Raw genomic sequence first — 26,591 nt, 5'->3', positions numbered from 1 at the left:
GTGATGGCGGCGATTCGCGACAAGACCATTTGGATCACCGGTGCCAGCTCGGGTATTGGCAAGGCGCTGGCGCTTCGCTTGGCCCGAAATAACAATTTCATCATCGTCAGTAGCCGTGGGCGCGACAGCTTGCTCGAGCTACAGAAAGCTGCGCCCAAACATATCCGGGTGCTGGACTGTGATGTCGGCGATGACGCAGCCATGGAGGAGGCGGGTGACCGCCTGGCGAGCCTGACAGATCACCTGGATATGGTGGTGGCCTGTGCCGGCACCTGTGAATACGATGATGGCCTGACGCTCGACGTGGAGAGCTATCGGCGGGTGTTTGATGCCAATTTCTTCGGTGTCGTGAATACCCTGCGCCAGGCGCTGCCTCTTCTGGCGCACAGCAAAAAGCCGGTTTTTGCCGCCGTGGGTAGTCTCTCTTCTGTGGTGGGCTTTCCCCGCGCCGAAGCTTACGGCGCGTCCAAGGCGGCGCTCGGCTATTTCCTCGATTCGGTTCGCGCCGACACCTCCCGGGTTTGCCTGCAGGTTGTCCATATCCGTCCGGGCTTTATCGATACCCCTCTGACCGAGTCGAATGACTTCGACATGCCGTTCCTGATGACACCCGAAGCGGCCGCCGAGTGCATTGAAAATGGCCTTGAGCGCGGAAAACACGTGATCGACTTCCCGCGTCGACTCAGCTGGCCACTGCGGTTTCTGGGCTTTTTCCGCAGTCTCTGGTTTCGCGTCTTTGCTCCGAGAATGACAAGAATACGAACGTTAAGGAAATCTTCATGCGCATAGCCATTGTAGGCAGTGGTATAGCAGGACTGACGTCTGCCTACCTTCTTAATAAGAAACACGATATTACGCTTTTTGAGGCTGCTGACAGACTGGGGGGGCACACCGCTACGATCGACGTCGAGGAGGGGGATCGCAAACTCGCTGTCGATACAGGGTTCATCGTCTATAACGACTGGACCTATCCCAACTTCATCAAACTGATGGATCAACTGGGCATAGAGTCCCAGCCCACGGATATGGGCTTCAGTGTCTGTTCTGACTCCGAAACATTCGAATACGCGGGTAACAACCTCAACAGCCTGTTCGGACAGCGCTCGAATATCCTGCGTCCCGGTCACTGGCGAATGCTGCGGGATATCCTGCGCTTTAACCGCGAGGCGGTGCGGGACTGGCAGAGCGGAAACCTGGCTGAAGGCATGACTCTTGGACAGTATCTGGAAGCCAATGGTTATTCTCCAGAGTTCTGTGACCGCTATCTGGTGCCAATGGGCTCGGCCATCTGGTCCGCGAGCCTGTCGCAGATGCGGGATTTCTCCGTCGATTTCTTTGTGCGCTTTTTCTTCAATCACGGACTACTGAATATATTCAACCGCCCCCAGTGGCGAGTGATCAAGGGTGGCTCGCGTGAATATATTGCGCCGATGGTGGCGGGGTTTGAGGACAAAATTCGCCTTTCTACCCCGATTGCCTCGGTAATTCGCACCGCTGAAGGTGTGGAATTGCAGACTGAAAAAGGGGAGCAGCATCACTTCGATGCCGTGGTGTTTGCCTGCCACTCGGATCAGGCCCTGGGCTGTCTTTCCGATGCCAGTGGGGAAGAACAGGCGATTCTCAGTGCCATCCCCTATGCTGCCAACTCAGTAGTTCTGCATACTGACACTCGTGTCCTGCCGACCCGTGAGCGCTGCTGGGCCAGTTGGAATTACCGCTTGCAGAGCGGCTCGGACCAGTTGCCGGTGCTGACCTACAATATGAACATTCTGCAGCGGCTTGATAGTAAAAAGACCTATTGTGTTACGCTCAACGCAGATGACGCAATCGATCCCGATAAGATTATCGGCCGCTATGAGTACGCGCATCCCCAGTTTTCTGTCGCCGGTATGCAGGCTCAACAGCAATGGGAAAAGATTAACGGCGTGAATAGTACTTGGTACTGTGGTGCCTATTGGGCGAATGGTTTTCACGAGGATGGAGTGAAAAGCGCACTGCGCGTATGCGAGGCGCTGGGAGTATCCCTCTGATGGAGAGCGCCATCTATAGCGGCTGGGTGCAGCACCGCCGCTTTGCTCCCCGCGAACACCGGTTCCGCTACCGGGTGTTCATGATGTATCTGGATCTTGCAGAGTTGGAGGATGTCCTTGCCAGGTCTCCTTTCTGGTCCACTGCGCGCTGGGCCCCGGCCAGGTTCTGTCGGGCCGACTTCTTAGGTGATCCTGCTGTGCCCTTGGATGATGCCGTGCGGCAGCGAATCGCCGACGAGACCGGTGAGCGGCCCGATGGCCCGATCAGGTTATTGGCAAACTGGCGCTACTTCGGTTACAACATGAACCCTATCAGCACCTATTACTGTTTCGATAATAAAGGTGAAGAGGTGCGCTGGATTTTGCTGGATGTTCATAACACCCCCTGGAATGAGCGGCACAGCTATGTGCTCGACTGTCGCGACTCCAGTCGGGTCCAGAAAGCAGAATTTGCCAAGGTTTTTCACGTGTCACCGTTCATGCCCATGGAGCAGGGGTACCGCTGGCGCAGTGCCAGCCCGGCAGAGCGGCTGACCGTTTACTTGCAGAACTTTGAGGAAAACCGTCGTGTATTCGACGCCACGCTGAGCCTGCGCCGACAGGAAATATCCACTGCGGCGCTCAATGGAATTTTGATCCGGTATCCACTGATGACCGTAAAAGTCATCACCGCAATTTACTGGCAGGCATTCAGGTTGTGGCTCAAGCGCGTCCCCTTATTTTCACACCCGGGGCCCGCCGCGAGGGCCGATGCAGGAGAAAATCGCCGATGAAATCCGTTCAAGCAAGCTCTACCAATCCCATCCCGGCAGACAGCCTGTCGCAACTCTCTGCTAAGGAGAGCTGGCTCGAGTCTCTGGCTCGGCGTCTGGTACTGGCAAAGCTGCAAACCATCGGCCACGGAAACCTGGTGGTGGAAGAGGGCAGTGACCGTTATCAATTTGGTGAACCGGCTGAAAACGCCGAGGTGTGTGCCATCATCCGAGTCCACGATGCCAGCACTTATACCCAGGTCCTCCTCAATGGTACCGTCGGTTCCGGCGAGGCCTATATGCAAGGCGCCTGGAGTTCGCCAGCCCTGGTCGACGTGATCCGCCTGATGGTTGGCAATATGTCGCTGCTGGAGAATATGGACTCTCGCTGGAGTTTCGCCAGCAAGGCCTTCCTGAAAGTGCTGCACACCCTGAATGCCAATACCCGCCGGGGATCGAAGAAAAATATCGCTGCCCACTACGACTTGGGTAACGATTTCTTCCGGTTGTTTCTCGATGAATCCATGATGTATTCATCGGCGATTTTTCCCCGTGAAGACGCATCCCTGGCGGAGGCTTCCATTCACAAGCTGGAGCGTATTTGCCACAAGCTTCAACTGAGCCCGTCCGACCATCTGCTCGAGATCGGAACCGGCTGGGGGGCAATGGCGATTCACGCCGCCAAGCGCTATGGCTGTCGGGTTACCACCACGACCATTTCACGGGAGCAATACGAGTATGCCAAGGCATGGGTTGCCCGTGAGGGCCTGGAAGACCAGGTTACCCTGCTGCTCAAGGATTACCGGGACCTGGAAGGGCAGTACGACAAGATCGTTTCCATTGAGATGATTGAGGCAGTCGGCCACGACTACCATCGTAATTTCTTCTCCCGCTGTAGCCACCTGTTGGCAGAGGATGGCCTGATGGTGATGCAGGCCATTACGATTCAGGACCAGCGCTATGATCGCTACCGCAAGCAGGTAGACTTTATTCAGCGCTACATTTTCCCCGGCGGCTGCCTCCCTTCCAATCAGGTTGTTGCCGACCACATCGCCGACAATACCGATATGCAGATTGTTGGGCTCGAAGACATCACCTTCCACTATGCGCGCACTCTGAGTGCGTGGCGTGAAGCCTTTTTCGAGAAAATCGAAGACGTCAGACGGCAGGGTTTTGACAATCGGTTTATTCGCATGTGGGACTTCTATCTCTGCTATTGCGAAGGCGGGTTCCTTGAGCGCGTGATCAGCACGGCTCAGTTCGTGTTTGCCAAGCCGCGCTGTAAAGCGCTGCCCGCCTGAATTCGAACGCGAGGGAAGGGCATATGTGGCGCTTCGTCGTCAATGCTGTCCTGTTTGATATTGCCTGGCCCCTCTGCGTTTTGGTCGACAGCGTGGCGATCATCGCCGCATTTACGCTGGCTAACCTGCTCGTCCACCTGCTGATCGTTGCCAATAAGCCCAGGGAGTGGCTCTGGGTGGCCACTATCTGGATCTGCGGGGCGGCAATGGATACGGTGGTGTTTTCTACCGGCCTTCTGGTCAACGACAGTGGTTCACCATTTCCGCCACCGTGGCTGTTGTTACTCTGGGTGAACTTTGCCACTGCCCTGCGCTACAGCATGTTTTTCCTGCAGAAGAGTGCCTGGTTGGCTGCTGCACTGGGCGCTTTTTTCGGACCTTTCAGTTACTGGACCGGCTCCTGGCTGAATGGCACTGTCGAATTCAGCCAGCCGGTGATCCTCTCCGTCGGTGTGCTCGTAATACTCTGGGCGTTCTTCTTGCCGTTTACGACCTGGCTGTCGCGCCGGCGGATATTCAGTGAGGTGCCCGATGCGTAATGGTCTGTTATTCGTATTTTTTACCCTGTGTGCTGCAAGTGCTAGCGCTGACTGCGGTTATGAGGGCGACGTCTTTGCAACCGGGCTGGCGACCGACCCCAGGACTGGCAGGCTGGTTTATTGCGAATACCATTTGCCGGCGCAGGGTAGCCAGCGGAGTGTGCTCTACTACTCACCAGAGGGGTACCGGATTGCCGAGAAACGACTCAGTGGCGTGGATTCCACTGTCCCGGCTGTAGTGCAGCAGGATTATCGCCACGGTGAGGAGCGCATCGTACAGCCACGCGGTGGGCAGGTCAGTCTGCGTTACCGCGAGGATGCCAACAGCCAGTGGGAGACTGCGATTCTCTCCGCCGGTGAGGTGGACGTAGCCGACGCGGGCTTCGATACCGTGGTCCGTAATAACTGGCGCCGCCTTGCCTCCGGTCAAGCTGTGACGTTTGACTTTGCCTCGCCGGTGCACGGCCGCGCTATTGGACTTAGGGCCCGTCAGGTGAACTGTAGTGGAACTGCAGACAAGCTCTGCCTGCGGGTGGATCTGAACCAGCCCATCCTGCGCATGTTTGCCGGCGAACTGTACCTGGAATATGACCGCGACAGCCGTAGGCTGGAGCTTTTTGATGGTGTCACCAACGTGCTCGATTCGCGCGGCAACAGCCAGCGGCTGAGAATTGGTTACGAGTACTGAGCTTGCGTCCGGAGGGTAGTAACCCTTTTGAGCTGACCTTTTGGTCAGCTTTTTTTTTGGCCTGTCGCTGGCGCGAATTCCCTCCGACGTCTAAACCTAAGTGGAAAGAGGCGTCATATTTGATGTCTGCAACTTTCGGGACCGGCAACGGACTCATGCCGTGTAAATCATCGGTAGGAGACCGTCGGCATCACATAACGAGGTTGCGCTATGAAATTTGCAATACTCCCCGCTCTTGGCCTCGGCGCCATTCTGGCTTCAGGTTGTGTCACCCAGGAACAGGTTCCGGGCGCCGGTGGCATCGTGATCGATACGCAGGGAGTGAACATCTCGCAGTACCAGCGCGATCTGATGGACTGCCGCTCCAATGCTTACTACGCACGCGCTGATGCGGGGCGTCGAGGTGTGACTCGGGCGGCCGGTGGGGCACTGTTGGGCGGTGCGCTGGGCGCGATCGTCGGTGATACCAGTAGCGCCGCCGCAGCCGGTGCGGGCGCAGGTGCTCTGCTCGGCGGGGTGTCAGGGGTCGGCAGCTCCTACTCAGAGGAAGGGCGCATCGTCAGAAACTGTCTGCGCGGTCGCGGATATCGCGTATTAAATTGATTATTTTTTGACCTTTCTCAAGAAAAGGCGGTCAAACCTTTCAACTCACCTGTTGATATTCGGCAATCTCACAGGACTTTCTTCGAGCCGGGCTAGCCCCGGCTTTTTTTTTGCCTGAAGTTTTGCTTTTTGCCCTGGGTTCGACCCCGTGCTGGGGTGCCCATGTTGTCGATCCTCCGCTCCCTGTGTTCTGGAGAGGAATGGCGATGAGATTGGCGCGAAAATCTTTAGTTTGTGTGGTCGAAGTTCACATAACCCGTGTTTGCTGAGCCGGAATTGACCGTAGCCGTCAGCGACTTTGAAGACGAGCGCTCCAGGGGGAGCGGTCTGCTCAGCCGCTGGGATCTGAGAGGGTGGGGCGGATACCCCCAATGGGTTGGGTAGGGGATTCGGTCTCCTGAAGACGCGCTCAAGTCGGTCATCAATGACAAGGGCACAGATGATGATCTGTGGTTGCACATCTACCAGTGAGCCGACAGTTTGAGCCAGATATAAAAAGAGCGGCCCGTGGGCCGCTCTTTTCGTTTGGCTTTTCTCTACTGAGAAAATTACTGCTGCAGGGAGAACAGCTGCGTATTGCCGCCAGTAGCCACCGTGTTGATGGTCTTGGTCTTCTCCTCGGCGAAGCGGAACAGGTAGTGGGGACCACCGGCTTTCGGGCCGGTGCCGGACAGGCCCTGACCACCGAACGGGTTTACGCCCACGACCGCACCGACCATATCGCGGTTCACATAGCAGTTGCCCACGTTCACGCGCTTGAATACCGCGTGCGCACGGCCCTCGATCCGGGAATGCAGGCCGAAGGTGAGACCATAACCGGTCGCATTAATGCGGCGGATGGTGTCTTCCAGCTCGCCGGCCTTGAAGCGCACCACATGCAGGAAGGGACCGAACACTTCGCGCTTCAGTAGCGAGAAATCCTCGATCTCGACTACCTGTGGACCAAAGAAGGTGCCATTGGACGGCTTCTTCCCCTCGTCGAAAGCGAACAGTGGCTTGGCTTCGTTGGCCATGCGCTCGCGGTGTTTTTCCAGCAAGCCGAGTGCCTTCTCGTCGATCACCGGACCGATATCGGTGGACAGCTTGGACGGATCACCCAGGCTCAGTTCCTCACAGGCGCCTTTCAGCATGTTGAGCAGGTTGTCGGCAATAACGTCCTGCACACAGAGGATACGCAGCGCGGAGCAGCGCTGGCCGGCACTCAGGAAGGCGGACTGAATGACATCGTCCACTACCTGCTCGGGCAGGGCAGTGGAGTCGACGATCATCACGTTCTGGCCGCCGGTTTCGGCGATCAGCGGGGTGATGGGGCCTTCCTTATCTGCCAGCTGTTTGTTGATCAGGCGCGCGGTTTCGGTAGAGCCGGTAAACGCCACGCCGGCCAGGCGCGGGTCCTCGATCAGCGGTGCACCGACGGCGGCGCCGGTACCGGTGATCAGGTGCAGTACTTCCTTGGGTACACCTGCCTCGTGCATCAGTTCGACGGCCCGCGCTGCGATGAGCGGAGTCTGCTCTGCGGGCTTCGCCAGTACGGCGTTACCGGCAGCGAGCGCGGCAACCACCTGGCCGGTAAAGATGGCCAGCGGGAAGTTCCAGGGGCTGATGGCTACGAATACACCGCGTCCGGTCAGGTACAGCTGGTTGCTCTCGCCGGTCGGACCGGGCAGGTCGCGGGGTTCGCCAAAGTGCAGGCGCGCACCGTTGCCATAGTAGCGGCAGAAATCCACCGCCTCGCGAACTTCGGAAATGCCGTCATTCAGGGTGCGGCCGGCCTCCAGGCACACGAGTGCCGTGAGGTCGTTCATGTGCTCTTCGTATAGGTCGGCAACGCGGTCGAGAATCTTGCCCCGGGCCTCGCCGCCCAGACGATCCCAGGCCACCTGGGCCTCGGACGCGGCCTGGTAGGCAGTGTCGATCTGATGCTTGTCGGCATTGGCGGTGTAGCCAACCACGTCGCCGGTGGCCGGGTTGAGGACCGGTTCATCGGTTTCGCCCATCACGCCTTTGATGATCGGGCCGCCCTTGAACTGTTTGCCGCGCATGTTGCTGACGGCTTCGAGCAGGGGCTCCGCGTCCAGCGGGTCGGTCAGCTCGATACCGTGGGAGTTCTTGCGCGGCAGCGGCTCACCGCCGAGCAGGATATCCGCCGGTACGGGAATTTGCGGATGGCGGAACGGCTTGCAGTTTTCGCTCTGTTCGATGGTGTCCTTCACCAGCTCTTCCACCGGAGTAGCCTCGTCCATGAAACGGTTGACGAAGGAGCTGTTGGCGCCGTTTTCGAGCAGGCGTCGTACCAGGTAGGGCAGCAGGTCCTTATGCGCGCCCACCGGGGCGTAGACCCGCACCGGTACACGTTTGCCATGCACCTTTTCCAGCTGGGCATACAGCAGGTGCCCCATACCGTGCAGGCGCTGGAACTCGTAGTTGCCCTCGTCGCCGGCCATTTCCAGAATCAGGCCCACGGTGTAGGCATTGTGGGTGGCAAACTGCGGGTAGATAGCGTCACGGGCGTCCAGCAGTTTCTTGGCGCAGACCTGGTAGGACAGGTCGGTGTGGCACTTGCGGGTATAGACCGGGTAATCGGTCAGGCCCATCTGCTGGGCGTGCTTGATCTCGGTATCCCAGTAGGCGCCTTTTACCAGGCGCACCATGACCTTGCGGCCAGTGTCGCGGCCCAGGGCGATCAGCCAGTCGGCCACGTGCGGGGCGCGCTTCTGGTAAGCCTGCAGCACGAAACCCAGCCCCTGCCAGTCACGCAGCTCCGGGTCGCGGGCCAGTGCCTCGAAGATATCCAGGGAGATATCCAGGCGATCGGCTTCCTCGGCATCGATGTTGAGGCCCATGTCGTACTTGGCAGCGGCCAGACAAAGTTCCTTCACCTTCGGCAGCAGCTCCTGCATGACACGCTCACGTTGCAGGACCGAGTAGCGCGGGTGCAGGGCAGAGAGCTTGATGGAGATGCCGTTGGCCTCCACCACGTCGCGCTTGTCGTTGTCCTTGCCGATTGCCTCGATGGCCATCATGTAGGCGTCGAAGTAGCGCTGGGCGTCCGCCATGGTGCGGGCGCCTTCACCGAGCATATCGAAGGAGAAGCGGGTGCCGGGCTCGTTTTCCGCCGGACCACGCTTGAGAGCCTCCTCAATGGTGCGGCCGAGAACGTACTGGCCGCCCATGATCTTCATTGCCTGCATCATGGAGGTGCGCACCATCGGCTCGCCCATGCGGCTGACCAGGCGCTTCATCCAGTGGGAGGGCTTTTCGGTAATGTCCGGGTCCAGCTCGACGATGCTGCCGGTGAGCATCAGGCCCCAGGTGGAGGCGTTCACGAACAGGGAGTCAGACTGGCCACGGTGGCTGGACCAGTTGCCGGAATGCACTTTCTCTGCGATCAGTTTGTCGGCAGTATCCGCGTCGGGTACCCGCAGCAGGGATTCCGCCAGGCACATCAGGGCAACACCCTCCTTATTGGAGAGGCCGAACTGCTGCAGGAACGCGTCCAGGGTGCCGCGCTTGCTGCGTTGCTTGCGGGATTCCCGCACCAGATCACGGGAGGTCTCGAGGATCCTCGCGCGGGTCGTCTCGCTGGGGCGCGGTGCCGCCAGCAGCTCGCTGACGCACTGGTTTTCGTCGGCGTGCAGATATTGGCGGGCCAGCTGGCGCGCGCTGTGCAGTTCTCCGGCGAATTCTTTCGACATGGTTACTCCCGAACTCTCAAAATGGGGCCAGAATAAAAGTCGGATTATGGGGCAATTGTTTCAGAATTAATCGCCATTTTGGTGCAAAGTGTGGTTAAATCTAGCGCCTATTTGCCGAATCACCAGTAGGGTATGTTGCTATGTCACGTCAGTTGGAAGATCTTGACCGCATCGACCGCCAGATCCTGCGCATCCTGCAGCGCGAGGGACGCCTGCCCAATGTGGAGCTGGCGCGGCGGGTAAATCTGAGTCCCACTCCCTGCCTTGAGCGCGTCAAGCGCCTGGAGCGGGAAGGCTTCATCCGCGACTATGTAGCGCTGCTCGATCCGCTGAAAGTACATGCCGGCCTGGTGGTCTATATCCAGGTGACCCTGACCGATACCGCTACCTCCGCACTGGAGGCCTTCAACGACCATGTCTCCAGCCTGGAGGAAGTGCAGGAGTGCCACATGGTTGCCGGTGGCTTCGACTACCTGGTGAAAATCCGCATCAAGGACATGCTGGGCTACCGGCGCTTCCTCGGCGAGAAGCTCGCCTCCATTCCGGGAGTGCGGGAAACCCACACTTACGTGGTCATCCAGGAAGTGAAGACGGATACAGCCGTGGCTGTTCCGGACCCGGAACCCAAGGCCAAGTCCGGCAAACGTTGATAAAAGCTTAGACGCTCCGAGCAACGCGATTACACCTCGGAGTAATGAGGCAGAGAGGTGGCAGGTTTGCCGAACAGTGATAACCGCAGGGCCTACATACTCGCGCTGGCCGCAGTTCTCTGCTGGTCCACGGTGGCCAGTGCGTTCAAGCTTTCCCTGCAGTTTGTGTCGCCCCTGCAGCTGGTGACCATCGCCGCCGTCGTCTCTGCGCTGCTGATGAGTGCTGTGGTGACCCACCGGCACCTGTGGGGTGAACTTGGCCAGCGCTGGCGGGCGGACTATCGCTGGTACCTGGCCCTGGGGTTCTGCAATCCCTTCCTTTATTACCTGGTTTTATTTAACGCCTACGATCTGTTACCGGCGCAGCAGGCGCAGCCACTCAATTACACCTGGGGCATCGTACTGGCATTGCTCTCTGTACCACTACTGGGCCAGCGCCTGCGGGGTGTGGACGTGGTGGCCGGGTTGATCTGCTACAGCGGCGTGCTGGTGATTGTTACCCGCGGGAATCCGTTTGGACTGGAATTTGATTCGATCACTGGCGTCGCGCTGGCACTCTTCAGCACGCTGATCTGGGCCGGCTACTGGCTGCTCAATACCAGAGTGAAGGGCAGTGCAGCGGTGAATCTGCTGCTCAGCTTTCTCTGCGGTCTGCCCTGGCTGTTCGGCGTTGTTATCTGGCAGGGCGACTGGCAATGGCCGCCCGTGCAGGGCTGGCTCGGTGCTGTCTACGTGGGCCTGTTTGAGATGGGCATTGCCTTCCTGCTCTGGCAGGGTGCACTTCGCGCCTGCGATAACACAGCCCGGATCAGCAATCTGATTTATCTCTCACCGCCGGTCTCGCTGCTGCTGATCGCGCTGCTGGTCGGTGAGACGATTCATCCGGCGACGGGCATTGGCCTGGCGCTGATCATGGCCGGTGTGGCCGTGCAGCAGGGGCTGATCCGCCGTCTTTTCCGCAACCGAATCACGACTGCAGTACAACGATAAAGAACCAGAGGTGATGTATGGACTTTGCACTGACTGAAGAACAACAGATGATCCAGGAGGCCGCGCGCCAGTTCGCCGAGAGCGAGCTCAAGCCTGTCGCCGCCGAACTGGACAAGACCGGCAACCGCGAACTGTTGCTGGAAAAGCTCAAGGCGCTGGCTGAACTCGGCTTTATGGGCATCAATGTCGATCCCGAATTCGGTGGCACCGGTGCCGGTACCATCGCTTTCAGTCTCGCCATCACCGAACTGGCCCGCGGCTGTGCCTCCACGGCCACCACTACTTCCGTTACCAACATGGTGGCGGAGGTGATTCAGGCGGTCGGCAGTGAGGAACAAAAAGCCAGGTATCTGCCAAAAATCTGTAGTGGCGAGTACGCCGCCGGTTCATTCTGCCTGACCGAGCCCAGCTCCGGTTCCGATGCCGCCGCCATGCGCACCCGCGCGGTCAAAGACGGCGACGAGTACGTCCTCAATGGCAGCAAACTGTATATCTCCAGCGCCGAGTTTGCCGGCGTATTCGTGGTCTGGGCTGTCACCGATCCCGACGCGCCAAAAGGGAAGGGCATTTCCTGTTTCCTGGTGGAGGCGGGTACGCCGGGTCTGGTGATCGGCAAGGCCGAAGAAAAGATGGGTCAGAAAGCGTCCGTCACCAATGAGGTTTCCTTCGACAACTGCCGTATCCCGGCCTCGAACCTGATGGGTGAGGAAAACCGCGGCTTTCGTATTGCCGCCGGCGAACTTGCCGGTGGGCGTATCGGTATTGGCTCTCTTGGTCTCGGCATTGGTCTCGAGGCACTGGATTGCGCGCGCAACTTTATTCAGGAGCGCGAACAGTTCGGTCAGCCGCTGGCCAAATTCCAGGGCCTGCAGTGGCAGCTGGCGGACAAGTACACAGAAATGGAAGCGGCCCGACTATTGCTGTTGCAGGCGGCGTGGCAGAAGGATGCCGGCATGGCGTTCGGCCCGGCCGCGTCCATGGCCAAGCTGTTTGCCACCGAGAAGGCCAATGAAGCCTGTTATACCGCGCTGCAGATGCATGGCGGTGCCGGTTATACCCGCGATTACCCGCTGGAACGCATGGCCCGCGACGTGCGCATTACCACCATTTATGAAGGCACCAGTGAGATTCAGCGCCTGATTATTGCCCGCCATTTGCTGGATGGGATGCGCTGACCGGTTAGCTCCCCGCTGCCACTTGGCGGCGGGGCTGCCAAGCCCTGGAATGCACCTCGGCCCGCACACTACCGCTACGTCCCAATGGGGCCTGTCGCTCCGGCATTCCTCTCTACCTTTCACACCTTAATCCGCGTTTGATACGGCCCTCAATGGCATAGGTTCCGTCAGATCACAGCGCAACCCGATCACTGTCTAGACTGAATTTACTGTGTCTCTTGCGGAAGTGCCCGTGTCCGCTCAACGGAGTGATCGATGTACAGGATGTTATGCGCGCTGCTTGCGGCTGCACTGGCGGCGGGTGCTCAAGGGCAGGGTAGTGCGGATCTGGCGAAGAAACTCGCCAATCCGGTTTCCAGTCTTATCAGCGTACCGTTTCAAAGTAACTTCGATTACGACGTCGGCCCGCTCGACCAGGGGCGGCGCTATACGCTGAATATCCAGCCGGTGATCCCCATCTCATTGAACCAGGAATGGAATCTGATCAGCCGCACCATCGTGCCGGTCATCAATCAGGAAGATGTGTTTCCGCAGGCACCGGAAAAAACCGGTTTGGGCGACACCACCCAGAGTCTGTTCTTTTCCCCCGCCGAGCCTGTGAATGGAATCACCTGGGGTATCGGACCGGCATTTCTGATTCCCACGGCAACCGAACCACAGCTGGGCACTGAGAAATGGGGCGCGGGGCCCACTGGGGTAGTGCTGAAGCAGACCGGCGGCTGGACCATTGGCGCGCTGGTAAACCATATCTGGTCGTTTGCCGGTGATGACGACCGGGATGATGTGGATAGCACCTTTGTACAGCCGTTTTTTGCCTATACGACCCCGGATGCCTGGACCTTCACCCTGCAGACCGAATCCACGTACAACTGGGAAAATGAGCAATGGAATGCGCCCGTTGCATTCCTGGTTGCCAAGGTATTCAAGGTCGGTCAGCAGACCTATCAGATTCAGGCCGGTCCACGCTATTACGCCGATAGCCCCGAGACGGGGGCCGACAATATGGGCTTTCGACTGAACTTCATTTTGCTATTTCCCGCGGGAGACTAGCGGCAACAATTCATAAGAGGGAACTGAGCATGGCAAAGGTAAAACTCTTCAAGCACAGCAGCCTGTCGCTGCCCCTCGCCATAGGTGCCGTACTGGTCGCTCCACTGGCAAAAGCTGGTGGCCTGATGGTGTGGGAAATTGGAACACCGACGCTGGGAACCGCCGGCGCCGGTTGGGCGGCGATGCCAGAGGATGCCTCGACAGCTTTCACCAACCCAGCGGGCACTGTCTGGCGAGAGGAAACCCAGCTGATGGCCTCTGGACAGTTGCTCTACGGCAACCTCGAGTTCAGTAATGGTGGAGACAGTAACGTCCCGGGTAATGATGGGGGTAACGCCATCGAATGGTTTCCCGGAGGAGGCTTCTTTGCTGCTGGCCGGCTCAACGATGATTTTGGCTGGGGCTTTACAGTGGCCGGAAACCTGGGCGGCTCGCTGGATTACGACAATGGCTGGCACGGTCGGCGCTTTGTTACCGAGACTGACCTGATTGGAATGAGCCTGATGCCGTCTATCAGCTGGAAGGCAAACGACTGCCTCTCTGTCGGACTGGGCCTGAACCTCATGACGGGATACTACCGTCTGGAGTCGCGCCCACGAGCCGGCCTACTCGGGGGTGATGCAAGGTTGAAATACGATGATACCGATGTGGCACCCGGTGGAAACCTGGGCATTATCTATAAGCCGATGGACTCCACCACACTGGGACTTGATCTGACGACTGAGGTGAGTTGGGAGTTTTCCTACAATCTGAAGCTTGGTGGATTTGGGCCGTTATTTGAACCCGTTTTCGACCGGCTAAACGGCCGCCGCCTAACGATTGATATGGATATGCCGAAGACGGCGACCGCCAGCCTACAGCAGCAGCTTTCAGGCGATACCACACTCTACGCCAACCTCAACTGGCAGAACTGGTCGAACTTCGGGTTGGTGGGGATCGTGATTGATAATCCAAACCAGACCAGTGCCACGGTCAATCGCAACTACGACGATACCTGGCACGGATCTCTCGGCATTCGGCATCAGCTCCGCTCCGGCACCCTGGCAGGGTGGGCCCTGTCAGCGGGTCTGGGTTATGACAGCAGCATGGTGGAAAACGAATTCCGCACCGCAGATGTGGTCGTGGATGAGCAGTGGCGCTTGGGCCTGGGGGCTCGCAAGGAAATTTGTCCTGGCTTGCGCATGGATGTCGGTTACACGCTGGTCTGGATGGGTGATACACCAATTGATCAGGAAGGTGATCCGCCGTTCAGTCCTCGGCTGCAGGGCAGCTATGACGACTACTCACTGAATTTTTTCGGGGCATCATTTCAGTTTGAGTTATGAGCTGCGAGCGAGATCGTCAGATAACACCGAAAACTTTAGTTAACAGGGATAGAGTAGTGACACCTTCAAGAAGCTCATGGAAGACAACGCTCGGGCTACAACTGTTGGTAGGTTTGAGTGCAGTGCTTTATGTCGGTACGGCAACGAGCGCCGACAAGCCAAAGCCGGCAAGCAACGCCACCAAGGCAGCACAATCGCACATTAAGGACTTCCTGCCTTTTTCTGACAAAACCAGTTTTGATCTGGCTAACAAGGGGTTTATCGCTCCGCTACCCCAGGAGATGGTCAAGGGCAAGAAAGGTAACCTGATCTGGGATCCGACAAAGTATGACTTTATCAAGCAGGGCGCCGCATCACCGGATAGCGTCAACCCCAGCTTGTGGCGGCAATCCCAGCTGATCAATATTTCCGGGCTATTTGAGGTCACGGACGGTATCTATCAGGTCAGAAACCAGGATCTCTCCAACATGACCATTGTGGAGGGTAAAGAGGGGATTACGATATTTGATCCGCTCATTTCTGCAGAGACAGCCAAAGTAGCGCTGGACCTCTATTACAAACACCGGCCCAAAAAGCCGGTCAAAGCAGTTGTCTATACCCACAGCCATGTGGATCACTATGGCGGTGTGCGCGGTGTAGTGGATGAGGCGGATGTGAAATCCGGCAAAGTCAAGATCTATGCACCGGAAGGTTTCCTGGATGCAGCCGTGGCGGAGAACGTGATGGCCGGCAATGCCATGAGCCGGCGTGCCACATATATGTATGGCAACCTGTTGCCCGCAGATGCGACAGGGCAGGTGGGCGCCGGCCTGGGAACGACTACGTCGGCCGGTACGGTAACACTGATCCCGCCAACTGTGACCATCAGTAAGACAGGGGAAAGCCACACGATCGACGGTCTCACCTATGAATTTCTGATGGCGCCAGACAGTGAGGCTCCGTCGGAAATGTTGTTTTACATCAAGGAGAAAAAGGCACTGAATGCTGCAGAGGATGCTACGCATACCCTGCATAACACTTACAGCCTTCGGGGCGCCAAGATCCGTGACCCCCTGAAATGGTCCAAATACCTCAATGCGGCCAAAGATATGTGGGGTGATGAGGCGCAGGTGGTGTTTTCCATGCACCATTGGCCGGTGTGGGGCAACAAGCAACTGAACGAGCACCTTGGCCTGCAAAGGGACATGTACCGTTATATCAATGACGAAACCCTACGACTGGCAAACCAGGGTTACACCATGGTGGAAATTGCCGAGAGAATCGAGTTGCCGGATGCCATTGCCAAGCACTTTTCCAACCGCGGTTACTACGGCTCCCTCAATCACGATGTCAAGGCCACCTATGTACTTTACCTGGGTTGGTTTGTCGGCAATCCGGCCACACTGCATGTGCTGACACCGGTTGAGGCCTCCAAGCGCTATGTGGAAATGATGGGTGGTACTGATTCGCTGCTGCAAAAGGCACAACAGTACTTCGATAAAGGGGAATATCGCTGGGTCGCCCAGGTAGTCAATCATGCAGTTTTTGCGGACCCGAATAATCAGGCAGCCAAAAACCTGCAGGCGGATGCGCTGGAGCAGCTGGGTTACCAGGCCGAGAGTGGCCCGTGGCGGAACTTCTATCTCACCGGCGCTCAGGAACTCAGGAACGGTGTCAAGCAGCTACCCGCACCGAATACTGCCAGCCCGGACACGGTGCGGGCGATGAATCTCGATCTGTTCTTTGACTACCTTGCTATGCGGCTCAATGGACCCAAGGCAGCGGGCAAGCGCATCGTTCTCAATGTCAACTTCACCGATACCAAAGATAAATACCGGCTGGAAATGGTCAATGGTGTGCTCAATCACAGTGCAGGAAAGCAGGCCAAGGATGCGGATGCGACTCTATCCCTGTCACGCGAAACTCTGAATAACATCGTGCTCCAGCAGACTACGATGAAAGATGCCCGGTCCAAGGGGGACGTCAAGGTTGACGGTAGTGAGGCCAAGCTAAACGAGCTACTGTCCTATCTGGATAGCTTCGATTTCTGGTTCAATATTGTAACGCCCTGAATCTGGACATTAACCAGGAGACGAGAGCGGGCTTTGGTGGCATTCGGGGCGGCTTTGATGCCTTAACCTCAATAGAGGGGCAGGACATAAAGCGAGATCTCAGCATACCTGGCTTTTCAGCCTTAATGTCGCGCTGTTACAGTCGAAGCAGGTTATATAAAGTATGCAACCAGCTCCTCCGCACCCTGCGGAGGGAGGTGCATGCTCAGGATAGGCAAAGGGGGATCGTAATGGGTGGACCGACGCCGACCGTTGTCACTGTGGAGGAGTCCGGAGAGGGCAAATTTACCCAGACTCTGCACTCCGGCCCACACCAGCTGGTAGCCGATGAACCGGAAGAATACGGAGGCAACAACGAGGGCCCGGGGCCCTATGAGTATGTGCTGATGGGCCTGGGTGCCTGTACCAGTATGACTATCCGTATGTATGCGGATCGCAAAAAGATTGCGCTGGAACGGGTGCGCGTCATTTTGTCCCATCAGAAGGTGCATGCTGAAGACTGTGCGGACTGTGAAACGGAGAAGGGCAAGATTGACGAAATCGTCCGCGAGATCACGCTCGAGGGGCAGCTGACTGGCGAGGAGCGCGCGAAGCTGCTGGATATCGCTAACCGCTGCCCGGTGCACCGGACACTGACTTCAGAAATCAAGGTGCGCTCGAGGCTCTCCTCTGCCTCTTAGCCTTGGTGAAGAGGCCCGAATTCCCGGGCGCTCAACCTGGCTATGCCACAGACTTCAGATCTGGGACTCCACCGGCAGATAGGCCAGGATTCCGCTCAGGAAGCGTTGCCACCATGTGCTGTTGGGGTCCTTGTTCTCAATGATCTCTTTGCCGGTTTCATCTTCGGCACGCCAGGTGATATCGCCGCTGCTATCCAGCTTCAATCGCCACGCACTCTCGGGGGAAACCCACTCTTTGAACAGATCGTGCAGTTGACTGTTGATCGCCTCGTTTTCGATGAGGACGCCGATTTCCGTGTTGAGGATCATCGAGCGACTGTCGAGATTGATGGAGCCGACAAAGCCTCGATCCCCGTCGAGGACAAAAGTTTTGGCATGCAAGGTGGACTGGGATTTGTGGCTAAACCAGTGCAGTCGGCCCTCTCGCTCGGCACTGGGCTTTAGCTCCCACAGCCGGACCCCGGCGCTTAGGAGGGGCTTACGGTAACGGGAATAGGCACCGTGAGCCATGGCTGTGTCAGTTGAGCTGATCCCATTGGTGAGGACTTCCACTTCAATGCCGCGTTCCACCAGCTCGGTGAACAGGTTCATACCTGGCTCGCCGGGGATCAGATACGCATTACTGATTTCAATTTTCTGCTCGAGTTCACGAATGATCTTGGCCAACTGGTAACCGGGATACTCCTCAATTGGGACTTCCTCGGGGTTGGTGGCCTTTGTTGGTGGATCGGCGTATAACGTGGCTGGCCCCCAGTGGAATTCTATCTTGCCGCCCAGCAACTCCTGCGTAAATCCGGACTCCCGCACAGCCTTGTGGAGCTCTGAGGCCGCTTCTTCCGACTTGTGTTCGGCCAGGTGTTTCTTGAGCTCCATAAGGGAGTGCTTGTCGTCTTCGGCCAGTGCCAGCTTCCTGATCGACACCGCGATGGGATGGTTCCAGTATTCATCAAAAGTCTTTGAAGCACTCTCCACGATGGGGCCGATCGCCAGCGTGTCCACATCCAGGAATGCGACTTCGGCACTGGTAAAGTAACCATCTGAAATATTGCGTCCGCCGGTAATCATGGTGATGCCATCTGCCACGATCAGCTTGTTGTGCATGCGGTGATTGATCCGGCCGAGATCCAGCAGCTGCTCCAGGCGTCGACGGATGCCGCCTTTGCCTTCCACCGGGTTAAATACCCGGACCTGGACATTCTCATGATGATCCAGTGCCCCGATCCAGGAATTGGTCATGCGGGTGCCGAGGTCGTCAATCAGGAGGCGCACGCGTACCCCGCGGTCGGCGGCTTCGAGTAACTTCTCGGTAAGGATGCGCCCGGAGACGTCATCACTGAAGATGTAATACTGGATGTCGAGAGACACTTCCGCTTCGTCGATGACAGCAGCCCGTGCTACCAGCGCTGTAAGTCCGTCGTGGGTGAGGTGAAAGCCGGAATGGCTGTCGGGTTGGTTCAGGCTTTGGGTCTTGATCAGGTTGGCCAACCGGGTGTCTGTTGCCGGTGGCAGTGCCCGCGATGACTCCTGCTGACGGGATTCGTATTGCCTGCCCTCTGAACACGCCTGCAAGAACAGCACGCTGGAAAGCATAAAGATGGGTAGGGCAGGCTTGCAGTTCAGCATTGTTCAAGGTCACCAGGGAGGTGGTCGTCGCTGACGGGATACGTGGCTGTGTGTTTTCCATGCCTCATTGAGTTCACCGAGGACTTTATTCCAAGTGACCGGTGGTAAACGTGACGCCGGTGTTTACTTGTGCCACACCGGTCGCTCTGGCCGGTTTCAATGATCATGAGGCAACTCCACCGGGCTGTCAGCAGTGCGATTTATTCAGCATAGACAAGTAGAGAACTTCAGCGCCAACTCTCTGTGAGGCACTGGCACCGTCCAGGCTATCGCTAGTTTGAGCGTGAATGTTCAGTCAGAACTTTCGGGGCCTCGGTCGGTGGGTGGTACCAGGCTCTCGTCCTGGGAAGGACGGGGGCAGATCTTGAGGAAGACTCCGAGACTGATGAGGAGAATCGCGGAACTCACTACCACGGCCATGGGGTAGATCAGCTCTTCCTTGTTGGCATCCTGGCTGAACTTGATGACCAGCACCAACCCCTCCAGGGCCAGGGCGACGCATACCACGATAATAAACCGCGGAGCCGAGTCGAGCAGCACGTGCATGGTCTGGTGCCTTGATGCCGGATGTTCGTCAACATTGATCACCAGAAAGAGCTCGAACATGGCGAGCGCAATGATCAGGTTACTGATGGCGTTGATGACCAGTTCCGGAAGTTCATCTTCCTTGTAGAAGACAGCGGTTGAGAAAATGAATTCGCCGAAAGTGAAGATGGTGGAGATCAGGATGGCTGCGCACATGGCAAGGAACAGCAGGGAAAAGGCCTTGCCGAAAATATAGTAAGCGCTGAGTTTGCGGTTGTTCTGCGTGCTCATGCCGGTATCAGGTCCGGGATCCAATGAAGAGCCAGGCCGTGAGATGCCGTGTTGGCTCTCACACAGACTAGTCAAAATGTGATGGTAGGGGTGGCCGGTGGCGTATTAACCACGGGGATGAGAGCACCCGTCGCCGCAACAGGTGCAGGGTGCGCCCCGAGGGTGCATTGCCCTCGGGGATTAACACCGATCAATTGGTGCAGCTTTCCTCGATTGCGGGTTGCTCAACAGACGTCGGCTTGGCGATTTTCTTATAGAAATTCAGGATGCCGTCGTCGATCGGCGTTTCCAGCAGGATCTTGCGGTCCTTTTCATAATCGTTCATCAGGCTCCACGGATACTTCGTTCCCTGCCGCGGGAGCAGGTGATCGGCCCGGGCGACATAGCCGGATTTCAGGGCCGCCATCACTGACTCCTCTGCCTTACAACCCTCGCGGTCGACGGGCATGAATACTCCCTGTCCGGTCGCCTTCATATGGTTCAGCAGGCGGCAGATATAGTCTGCAGACAGGTCAGCCTTGAGCGTCCAGGCGGCATTGGTGTAACCGAATACCCAGGCCATATTGGGCACTCCCTCCATCAGCACGCCTTTATAGGTGAGGCGTCGGCTGATCTCCACGGGCTGGTCATCCACCCTGAGGGCCATACCGCCCAGTACCTGGACGTTGAGCCCGGTGGCAGTGATCACGATATCGGCCTCAAGCTCCTGTCCGCTCTTCAGGCGGACGCCACTTTCAGTGAAGGTCGCGACCTCGTCGGTTACCACGGAGGCTTTACCGGCATTGATTGCTTCAAACAGGTCGCCATCCGGCACCGCGCACAGCCTCTGGTCCCAGGGCTTGTAGTCCGGGGAGAAGTGGCGCATATCAAAATCCTTGCCCATGGCCTTGCGGACACCGCGCAGCATCAGGCGACGGGTGAGGGAAGGCCAGCGCTTTGCGGCTTTGAATATCCAGCGGTGCAGCTTGATATTGCGTTTGCGGGCCATGCGGTAAACCAGGCTCTCGGGCAACCACTTGCGCAGGAATGCGGAGATCTTGTCTTCGGCAGGGACCGAGAGCACGTAAGTGGGGGAGCGCTGCAGCATGGTGACATGGCTGGCTTTGTCTGCCATGGCGGGTACCAGGGTCACGGCGGTGGCGCCGCTGCCAATCACCAGCACCTTCTTGTCCGCATAATCCAGATCCTGCGGCCATTGCTGGGGATGTATCACTTGCCCGTCGAATTGATCGATCCCGTCGAATTGCGGCAGGTAACCCTGTCGGTAGTCGTAATATCCGGTGCAGGAGATCAGTACATTACAGGTATAGGTAACCGCTGCTCCGTTCTGTGTACCTTGGAGTGTCCAGTGACCTTGGGAGCTCTCCCAGTTGGCTTCCTGCAAGTCGACACCGAAGCGAATGTGCTCGGTGACGTCGAACTCTTTGGCGGTATCGGCGATATAGTTGCGGATGGATGCGCCATCGGCCAGTACCTTCAGGCCATTCCAGGGCCGGAAATTGAAGCCAAAGCTGAACATGTCGGAGTCGGAACGGATGCCGGGGTAGCGGAACAGGTCCCAGGTGCCGCCAATCCGCTCCCGTCGCTCGAGAATGGCAAATTGCCGATCCGGACATTGCTGGCGCAAGTGGCAGGCGGTACCGATGCCTGACAGGCCGGCTCCAATAATCAGGATGTCGAAATGCTGCTGGTTCATGGAAGGTGGCAGACTCCGTTTCACTATTGTTGTTATGTCGTGGCAAATACCTTAATCGATCTTTGCCGATGGGAATAGCAGTGGGGGCGGAATGGTCAGGTTCAGCGCGACTGGTTGGTCAGCTGCTTGCGCCGTTGTAGCGGGGAGTAGCCATACCACCGCTTGCAGGCGCGACTGAAGGTGCTTTGCTCGCTGTAGCCAAGCAAGGAAGCAACCTCGATCAAGGGCATGTCCTTCTCTCTGAGGTAGGTGTCTGCCAGTCGACGGCGCGTGCTCTCGAGGATACTTTCAAAGGACAGTCCGTCTGCACAGAGTTCCCGTTGCAGGGTTCTCGGGAGGTAACCCAGTTGGCTCGAGATCGTTTCCAGGTTGCAGTTGCCTGTGAGTAAGAGATTTTCAATGAGGAGTTCTATCTGCTTGCCGAGATGCAGAGCATTGTCGGCGAGCATTTCCCTGGCATAGCGCCGCAGGAGCAGATGGAGTCTCTGGCTGGGTGGATTGAGCGGCTTATCGAGGACCTTGCTGTCTATCAGCAAGGCATTCTGCTCCTGATTGAAGAGCACCGGTGCCTGGAAAAAGTCGACATAATCTTGCGTCGGTAACGGTGACTCGAAGCTGAAATAGACGGCCCGGGGGCGAAAGCTGGAGCCGGCCAGACTACGCATGATATTCCGCAGCACACCAATGGCATGCTCCAGGGTCGTCCGGTACCTCGGCAACGAGGGATCCGAATAGTAAAGGAGCAGCGACTGCCCGGGTTTCACTTCTCTTCGAACACGCAGATTTGCGGTGGGTGAGAACCAGTGGAGCCGATCAATAATCTTGTCGATAGCATCGCCCACACTGGAAGCGGTCAGCGCAACTGCGGCCACCGGGCCAAGGATATATATATCCTGGCCCTCCGCGAGCCTGAGGCCAAAATCGGGGCAGTGCAGGGCCTGCGAGGCTTTCTCTATCGCATTGAGCTCTGCCTTGTGAGAAATCACTCCATCGAGGTTGTGAACCGCCTGCGGGTCCAAATGACACTGACGCAATACGGAGTCGGGTGAACCGCCAAGGCGCTGTACAAGCTGCCAATAGCCCGACAGGGAGGTTGTCATGATTAGAGCGTTGGCAGCCAAAGTTGCGAAAACCTCTACGATCTCAAATCCAGCCCCCAAGGCTATAAGTCTAGGTTGCCTACAAGGGTTTTCGCTACGGAGTGTATAAGGATTCAGCCGTGGCTAGGCCTCTGGTCACAGTCACTTCACGCATTTGCGAGCGTGCAGGCCGGGCGGCGATAAGAAGCTCTTTGCGGTTTCGCGTAGTGTCGGTTGTAAACGCAACCCGCGACGGACCGGGGCCTTAGTGGAGCAGAGCCTGTCGACGTTGTAGCGGCGTACAGCCATACCAGCGCTTGCAGGCCCTGCTGAAGGTGCTCTGCTCGGAGTAGCCGAGCAGGGCGGCGACCTGAACCAGGGGCATCTCATGCTCGGTCAAGTAATCATCCGCTAGCGAACGGCGCACCGTATCCATCATCTGTTCGAACGATTCTCCCTGTGCGGCCAGCTGCCGTTGTAGCGTACGGGGGGTGAAGCCGAGCTGGGAAGCGATGGTGTTTAAGCTGCAGCTGTGTGTTGGGAGCAGATTTTCGATCATCTGCCGGACCTGACGCCCGAGATCCAGCGAGTAGTCTGAGGTCACTTCTGCAGTAAAAATATCGAGAAGCCGATGTAGCTCATCGTTCTGGTGCTGCAGTGACTTGGAAAGATCCCGGGTCCTTATAAGCAGCGCACTCCGTGGTTCGTCACACAGGACCGGAGCATCAAAAACATCCTGGTAACGGCTTTGCGGGAGCGGTGATGGAAAGCTCAGGTATACCGCGAGAATACGGAGCTCCTGTCCGGCGAGTGTCCGCAGGATCGTCGCGAGCACGGCCAGCGCCTGCTCGTGAGGATTTCTGCAGCGCGGGAGCGAAGGGTCCTGGTCGAAGACGATCAACGACTTTCCATCCTCTACTTCCCGCTCGATTCGCAAGTCGATTGCTGGAGAGAACCAGTGCATGGACTCATTGATTTTACGGAGTGCATCAGCAACGCAGGTAGAGTTAAGGGCGACCGCTGCTGCTGGACCCAGGATGTAGATATCCTGGCTTTCTGCAAGCTTGAGCCCGAAGTCATCACAGCGCAATTCAGTTGCTGCACGCTCAATGGCACAGATCTCAGCTTTGTGGGAGATCACGCCCTCGCGGCTGGCGATGACATCCGGATCCAGGTGACAGCGACGGAGAAGCTGGGCGGGATCGCCGCCCAGCTCATTGACCAGTTCGCAGTATCCGGACAGCGCTGTAGTTTTAATGAGAGCAACCATTAAGGGCCTAATGCTAGTTTCGGTCGAGTTGAGATCGAAGGACCGACTGCTAGAAGTGTATATCGTCGGGGGATGTAGTGGTCATTGGGGGCATGAGAGCGCACGATCGGACGAGTGCAGGCTTTCTTCAAGGGGCTTCACGTGCCACCACTTACTGTATTCCGGCGCTTGTTTGCAGGCGGCGCTGGTATTGCTCCGCTTTCTCCGGATTCCCGGCCTCACGGTTGAGCGAGACCAGCGCTGAGAGTATCTGTGGGTCGTGGGGGAACCGTTCTAACCCGCGCTCCAGGGTCTCCAGGGCCGCACTGGTCTTGCCGGCCGAATGCTGACCGATCGCATAGACATAGATAAAACGAGCGGAAGTGCTTTCACTCTGTGCGGCTTGTTTCAGGTGCTCCAGTGCCTCGTCATTACGTTGCTGGCGGACCAGAGAAAGACCCAGTGAATATTGGATCGGCGCGTCGTTACTGACCTTGGTCAGAGCCCCGGCCAGTAACTCCTCGGCTTCTTTCTCCCTGCCCGTAGTTCGATAAATATCAGCCAGATTGACATAGGCAGGTGTGAAGTAAGGCGCAATGGAAAGCGCTCGTCGATAAAATGCCTCCGCTTGCTCATAGTTTTCTTTGCGAGCATGCACGGCGGCGATGTTGGAAAGGGACTCCGGCCGGTCGCTGTTGAACTTTTCCGAGGCCAGATAGGCACTGACTGCATCGTTGAACCGGGCGCGCACCTGTTCGGGCAGGCGTTCCACTGGGGTATTGATCAGCGCATTGGCAGCCAGGGCCTCGGTCACCTGCTTGCCCTCGTAAAGCAAGGGAATGGCAAGGGCTGCTTGTATTTGCTCGGGGGCGACTTCCAGCGATTTTGCCAGGCCGAGATTCAGCAGTTTTTCATCACCCTGCGCGATCACCTGGAGTAACTGCGCCGATTGTTGCGACAAGTAACGCGGTAACAGGCTGACAGCCGTGGCGCGGACAATGACCGGCTGGGAGTCATCGGCAACCAGGGCCATCAACTTGCCTTCTGCACCGGGGAGCCCATGCCGCCCGGCATAGATCGCTTCGCCAAAATGGGGATCGAGAGGTTTGCCGAACTTCTGCTCCAGGACATCGGCGGCCCATTGGTTGGGCTTATCCGAGTGGCAGCCGGTGCAGGCGTTCGGTGCCTGCAGGCGATCGGATAGATCGGGACGCGGTATGCGGAAGCTGTGGTCCCGCCGGGCGTCCACCTGCATATAGGTCTTGGCCGGCATATGGCAACTGACACACTGTGATCCCGCAGAGTCCGGCGGATGGAAGTGGTGTTCGGCTGTGTCGAATCTGGCCGGCATATGGCACTGGGCGCAAACCCCATTGCCCTCCACTCGCAACTCAAGGCTGTGGGGATCATGGCAGTTACTGCAGGTGACCCCGGCCGCATGCATCTTGCTCTGCAGGAAAGAGCCGTATACGAAAACCTCATCGTCGATCTGCCCGTCGGCGTGATACAGCCCTGCATCCAGCAGCGATAGATTAAAGTGGTCCAGCAGCTCGTCCCCGGCCTTTGCGCCGGGAAAAGCCGTGGCACGCCTTGAGTGGCACTGGGCACAGGTCTCCAGCTCGGCCTGAGTCTCTGCTTTTGCCGCCAACCGTGCGATGCCGTTGTCGTGATCCATGGCCCAGCTCGCGCTCTTGCGCTCACTGTACGAGACAGGAAATCCGCGGTTGGCGATCTCCTTGGAGGGGACGTCTGCGGATGAATTAGCCCACGTCACGTGCTTGGAGCCGGGGCCGTGGCAGGCTTCACAGCCCACGTCCATTTCCGACCAGCTGGTGTCATAGGTCTGGCTGGCCAGGTCGAAACCCTTTTGCAGATTGGTGGAATGGCAATCCGCACACATGAAATTCCAGTTGTAGTTGAGTCCGGTCCAGTGCAGCTCATCGCCGGCCCTGATGTGTTCATCGGGGTTTAGGTGGAACCAGCGCTGACCGCCCTGTGCTTTGTCACGACTGTCCCACGCAAGGCTCAGCGCCTGTAGCCGGCCACCGGGGAATTCCACCAGGTACTGCTGCAGCGGGTGGACCCCGAAGGTGTAGGCGATGGGGTAGTCGTGCAGCTTGCCGTCAGGACCATCGGTGCGGACAAAGAAACGGTCGTCCTTGGTGAAGAAACGCGAAGTGGTGCCGAAGTAATCGACCTGCGCATTGTCGAAATCACCCAGTACTGTCCTGTCACTGGCCACCTGCATGGCCAGGTCATGGTGAGAATCTCGCCAGCGGTCGAATTCCACCTGATGGCAGGTAGCGCAGGCCTCGGCACCGACGAACTCCGGTTCTGTTTTCCCTGCTTCGTCCTCGATTGCAGTCTTCGCCAGATTCACAGGAGGCTGGGCCACGGCGCTGTTGGTAGCTGGCGGGGCCTCTGACACATCATTATCAGAAACAGGGGTGTTTCGCTCACAGCTGGCGAGGAGGATGACAGAGAATAAGAGGACGAAAATACGCTGGGTGCTTTGCATGGAGGAGGCCGCGTATCTGACGAGGCTGGCTCTGGCTATGTGAGCGGTGCCAAGCGCTGGCGTCGAGTGGCTTATTTTTTG

At 57.7% G+C, this 26,591-nt stretch carries 21 protein-coding genes; 14 read left to right on the top strand and 7 right to left on the bottom strand.

What is annotated here, in order from left to right; translation table 11 throughout:
- The first annotated feature begins 3 nt into the window (after positions 1-3).
- The 7 genes from AUP74_RS13740 (at position 4) to AUP74_RS13710 (ending at position 5,913) form a co-directional block, all read left to right on the top strand.
- Complete coding sequence (locus AUP74_RS13740; protein WP_069948064.1) at positions 4-789, top strand: SDR family NAD(P)-dependent oxidoreductase; 786 nt, start codon at positions 4-6, stop codon at positions 787-789.
- A complete protein-coding gene (locus AUP74_RS13735) occupies positions 780-2,030 on the top strand; it encodes an NAD(P)/FAD-dependent oxidoreductase (RefSeq protein ID WP_069948063.1) in 1,251 nt (416 codons plus the stop codon). The genes AUP74_RS13740 and AUP74_RS13735 overlap by 10 nt, the downstream gene beginning before the upstream one ends.
- The gene (locus AUP74_RS13730) at positions 2,030-2,803 is read left to right on the top strand and encodes a DUF1365 domain-containing protein (RefSeq protein ID WP_083261002.1); all 774 of its coding nucleotides are present in this window, start codon (positions 2,030-2,032) and stop codon (positions 2,801-2,803) included. Before AUP74_RS13735 ends, AUP74_RS13730 begins: the two co-directional genes overlap by 1 nt.
- Entirely contained in the window at positions 2,800-4,083 is a 1,284-nt protein-coding gene (locus AUP74_RS13725) for an SAM-dependent methyltransferase (protein WP_083261001.1), read from the top strand. The genes AUP74_RS13730 and AUP74_RS13725 overlap by 4 nt, the downstream gene beginning before the upstream one ends.
- A gap of 23 nt (positions 4,084-4,106) precedes the next feature.
- Complete coding sequence (locus tag AUP74_RS13720; protein WP_069948061.1) at positions 4,107-4,622, top strand: DUF2878 domain-containing protein; 516 nt, start codon at positions 4,107-4,109, stop codon at positions 4,620-4,622.
- A complete protein-coding gene (locus AUP74_RS13715) occupies positions 4,615-5,310 on the top strand; it encodes a hypothetical protein (protein ID WP_069948060.1) in 696 nt (231 codons plus the stop codon). Before AUP74_RS13720 ends, AUP74_RS13715 begins: the two co-directional genes overlap by 8 nt.
- Before the next feature lie 210 nt (positions 5,311-5,520).
- Positions 5,521-5,913, top strand: coding sequence for a hypothetical protein (locus AUP74_RS13710; RefSeq protein WP_069948059.1), 393 nt, complete (start codon positions 5,521-5,523; stop codon positions 5,911-5,913).
- A gap of 548 nt (positions 5,914-6,461) precedes the next feature.
- Here AUP74_RS13710 and putA read toward each other — a convergent pair.
- Entirely contained in the window at positions 6,462-9,608 is a 3,147-nt protein-coding gene (gene putA / locus AUP74_RS13705) for a bifunctional proline dehydrogenase/L-glutamate gamma-semialdehyde dehydrogenase PutA (protein WP_069948058.1), read from the bottom strand.
- 140 nt (positions 9,609-9,748) lie between these two features.
- Here putA and AUP74_RS13700 point away from each other — a divergent pair, with 140 nt between their 5' ends.
- The 7 genes from AUP74_RS13700 (at position 9,749) to AUP74_RS13670 (ending at position 17,529) form a co-directional block, all read left to right on the top strand.
- Positions 9,749-10,258 (top strand): Lrp/AsnC ligand binding domain-containing protein, encoded by a 510-nt coding sequence (locus tag AUP74_RS13700; RefSeq protein ID WP_067080512.1) that lies wholly within the window; start codon positions 9,749-9,751, stop codon positions 10,256-10,258.
- A gap of 66 nt (positions 10,259-10,324) precedes the next feature.
- Positions 10,325-11,248, top strand: a complete 924-nt coding sequence (locus tag AUP74_RS13695; protein ID WP_069948913.1) for a DMT family transporter — start codon at positions 10,325-10,327, stop codon at positions 11,246-11,248.
- 17 nt (positions 11,249-11,265) lie between these two features.
- Positions 11,266-12,423 carry an acyl-CoA dehydrogenase family protein gene (locus tag AUP74_RS13690; RefSeq protein WP_069948057.1) on the top strand — a complete coding sequence of 386 codons (1,158 nt, stop codon included), beginning with the start codon at positions 11,266-11,268 and terminating at the stop codon, positions 12,421-12,423.
- A 255-nt stretch (positions 12,424-12,678) separates the two neighbouring features.
- Positions 12,679-13,473, top strand: a complete 795-nt coding sequence (locus tag AUP74_RS13685) for a hypothetical protein (protein ID WP_069948056.1) — start codon at positions 12,679-12,681, stop codon at positions 13,471-13,473.
- A gap of 29 nt (positions 13,474-13,502) precedes the next feature.
- Positions 13,503-14,798, top strand: a complete 1,296-nt coding sequence (locus AUP74_RS13680; RefSeq protein WP_069948055.1) for an OmpP1/FadL family transporter — start codon at positions 13,503-13,505, stop codon at positions 14,796-14,798.
- A gap of 56 nt (positions 14,799-14,854) precedes the next feature.
- Positions 14,855-16,849 carry an alkyl/aryl-sulfatase gene (locus tag AUP74_RS13675; protein WP_226999801.1) on the top strand — a complete coding sequence of 665 codons (1,995 nt, stop codon included), beginning with the start codon at positions 14,855-14,857 and terminating at the stop codon, positions 16,847-16,849.
- Positions 16,850-17,079: 230 nt separating this feature from the next.
- A complete protein-coding gene (locus AUP74_RS13670) occupies positions 17,080-17,529 on the top strand; it encodes an OsmC family protein (RefSeq protein WP_069948053.1) in 450 nt (149 codons plus the stop codon).
- Positions 17,530-17,583: 54 nt separating this feature from the next.
- Here the strand turns inward: AUP74_RS13670 and AUP74_RS13665 are convergent, their stop codons facing one another.
- From AUP74_RS13665 to AUP74_RS13640, 6 genes are all read right to left on the bottom strand, one after another.
- Positions 17,584-19,152 (bottom strand): phospholipase D family protein, encoded by a 1,569-nt coding sequence (locus AUP74_RS13665; protein ID WP_226999800.1) that lies wholly within the window; start codon positions 19,150-19,152, stop codon positions 17,584-17,586.
- Between the two features lie 291 nt (positions 19,153-19,443).
- Positions 19,444-19,968, bottom strand: coding sequence for a hypothetical protein (locus AUP74_RS13660; protein ID WP_069948911.1), 525 nt, complete (start codon positions 19,966-19,968; stop codon positions 19,444-19,446).
- Positions 19,969-20,158: 190 nt separating this feature from the next.
- Complete coding sequence (locus AUP74_RS13655; protein WP_069948052.1) at positions 20,159-21,664, bottom strand: flavin-containing monooxygenase; 1,506 nt, start codon at positions 21,662-21,664, stop codon at positions 20,159-20,161.
- 101 nt (positions 21,665-21,765) lie between these two features.
- Positions 21,766-22,764, bottom strand: coding sequence for an AraC family transcriptional regulator (locus AUP74_RS13650; RefSeq protein ID WP_069948051.1), 999 nt, complete (start codon positions 22,762-22,764; stop codon positions 21,766-21,768).
- A 244-nt stretch (positions 22,765-23,008) separates the two neighbouring features.
- The gene (locus tag AUP74_RS13645) at positions 23,009-24,013 is read right to left on the bottom strand and encodes an AraC family transcriptional regulator (protein WP_069948050.1); all 1,005 of its coding nucleotides are present in this window, start codon (positions 24,011-24,013) and stop codon (positions 23,009-23,011) included.
- A gap of 151 nt (positions 24,014-24,164) precedes the next feature.
- Entirely contained in the window at positions 24,165-26,420 is a 2,256-nt protein-coding gene (locus AUP74_RS13640) for a tetratricopeptide repeat protein (protein WP_226999799.1), read from the bottom strand.
- Between the last annotated feature and the right edge of the window lie 171 nt (positions 26,421-26,591).

The sequence above is a fragment of the Microbulbifer aggregans genome (assembly GCF_001750105.1).
In the GTDB taxonomy this organism is placed as follows: domain Bacteria; phylum Pseudomonadota; class Gammaproteobacteria; order Pseudomonadales; family Cellvibrionaceae; genus Microbulbifer; species Microbulbifer aggregans.
Note: the sequence above shows the minus strand (reverse complement) of the source record. Positions and strands in the feature narration are given on the sequence as shown.

Excerpts from the sequence above, each read along its gene's own strand:
- AUP74_RS13680 (WP_069948055.1), top strand. The coding sequence starts at position 13,503 with ATGGCAAAGGTAAAACTCTTCAAGCACAGCAGCCTGTCGCTGCCCCTC.
- AUP74_RS13690 (WP_069948057.1), top strand. The coding sequence starts at position 11,266 with ATGGACTTTGCACTGACTGAAGAACAACAGATGATCCAGGAGGCCGCG.
- putA (WP_069948058.1), bottom strand. The coding sequence starts at position 9,608 with ATGTCGAAAGAATTCGCCGGAGAACTGCACAGCGCGCGCCAGCTGGCC.
- AUP74_RS13660 (WP_069948911.1), bottom strand. The coding sequence starts at position 19,968 with ATGAGCACGCAGAACAACCGCAAACTCAGCGCTTACTATATTTTCGGC.
- AUP74_RS13740 (WP_069948064.1), top strand. The coding sequence starts at position 4 with ATGGCGGCGATTCGCGACAAGACCATTTGGATCACCGGTGCCAGCTCG.
- AUP74_RS13665 (WP_226999800.1), bottom strand. The coding sequence starts at position 19,152 with ATGCTGAACTGCAAGCCTGCCCTACCCATCTTTATGCTTTCCAGCGTG.
- AUP74_RS13700 (WP_067080512.1), top strand. The coding sequence starts at position 9,749 with ATGTCACGTCAGTTGGAAGATCTTGACCGCATCGACCGCCAGATCCTG.
- AUP74_RS13655 (WP_069948052.1), bottom strand. The coding sequence starts at position 21,664 with ATGAACCAGCAGCATTTCGACATCCTGATTATTGGAGCCGGCCTGTCA.
- AUP74_RS13670 (WP_069948053.1), top strand. The coding sequence starts at position 17,080 with ATGGGTGGACCGACGCCGACCGTTGTCACTGTGGAGGAGTCCGGAGAG.
- AUP74_RS13725 (WP_083261001.1), top strand. The coding sequence starts at position 2,800 with ATGAAATCCGTTCAAGCAAGCTCTACCAATCCCATCCCGGCAGACAGC.
- AUP74_RS13720 (WP_069948061.1), top strand. The coding sequence starts at position 4,107 with ATGTGGCGCTTCGTCGTCAATGCTGTCCTGTTTGATATTGCCTGGCCC.
- AUP74_RS13730 (WP_083261002.1), top strand. The coding sequence starts at position 2,030 with ATGGAGAGCGCCATCTATAGCGGCTGGGTGCAGCACCGCCGCTTTGCT.
- AUP74_RS13645 (WP_069948050.1), bottom strand. The coding sequence starts at position 24,013 with ATGGTTGCTCTCATTAAAACTACAGCGCTGTCCGGATACTGCGAACTG.
- AUP74_RS13735 (WP_069948063.1), top strand. The coding sequence starts at position 780 with ATGCGCATAGCCATTGTAGGCAGTGGTATAGCAGGACTGACGTCTGCC.
- AUP74_RS13685 (WP_069948056.1), top strand. The coding sequence starts at position 12,679 with ATGTACAGGATGTTATGCGCGCTGCTTGCGGCTGCACTGGCGGCGGGT.
- AUP74_RS13710 (WP_069948059.1), top strand. The coding sequence starts at position 5,521 with ATGAAATTTGCAATACTCCCCGCTCTTGGCCTCGGCGCCATTCTGGCT.
- AUP74_RS13715 (WP_069948060.1), top strand. The coding sequence starts at position 4,615 with ATGCGTAATGGTCTGTTATTCGTATTTTTTACCCTGTGTGCTGCAAGT.
- AUP74_RS13650 (WP_069948051.1), bottom strand. The coding sequence starts at position 22,764 with ATGACAACCTCCCTGTCGGGCTATTGGCAGCTTGTACAGCGCCTTGGC.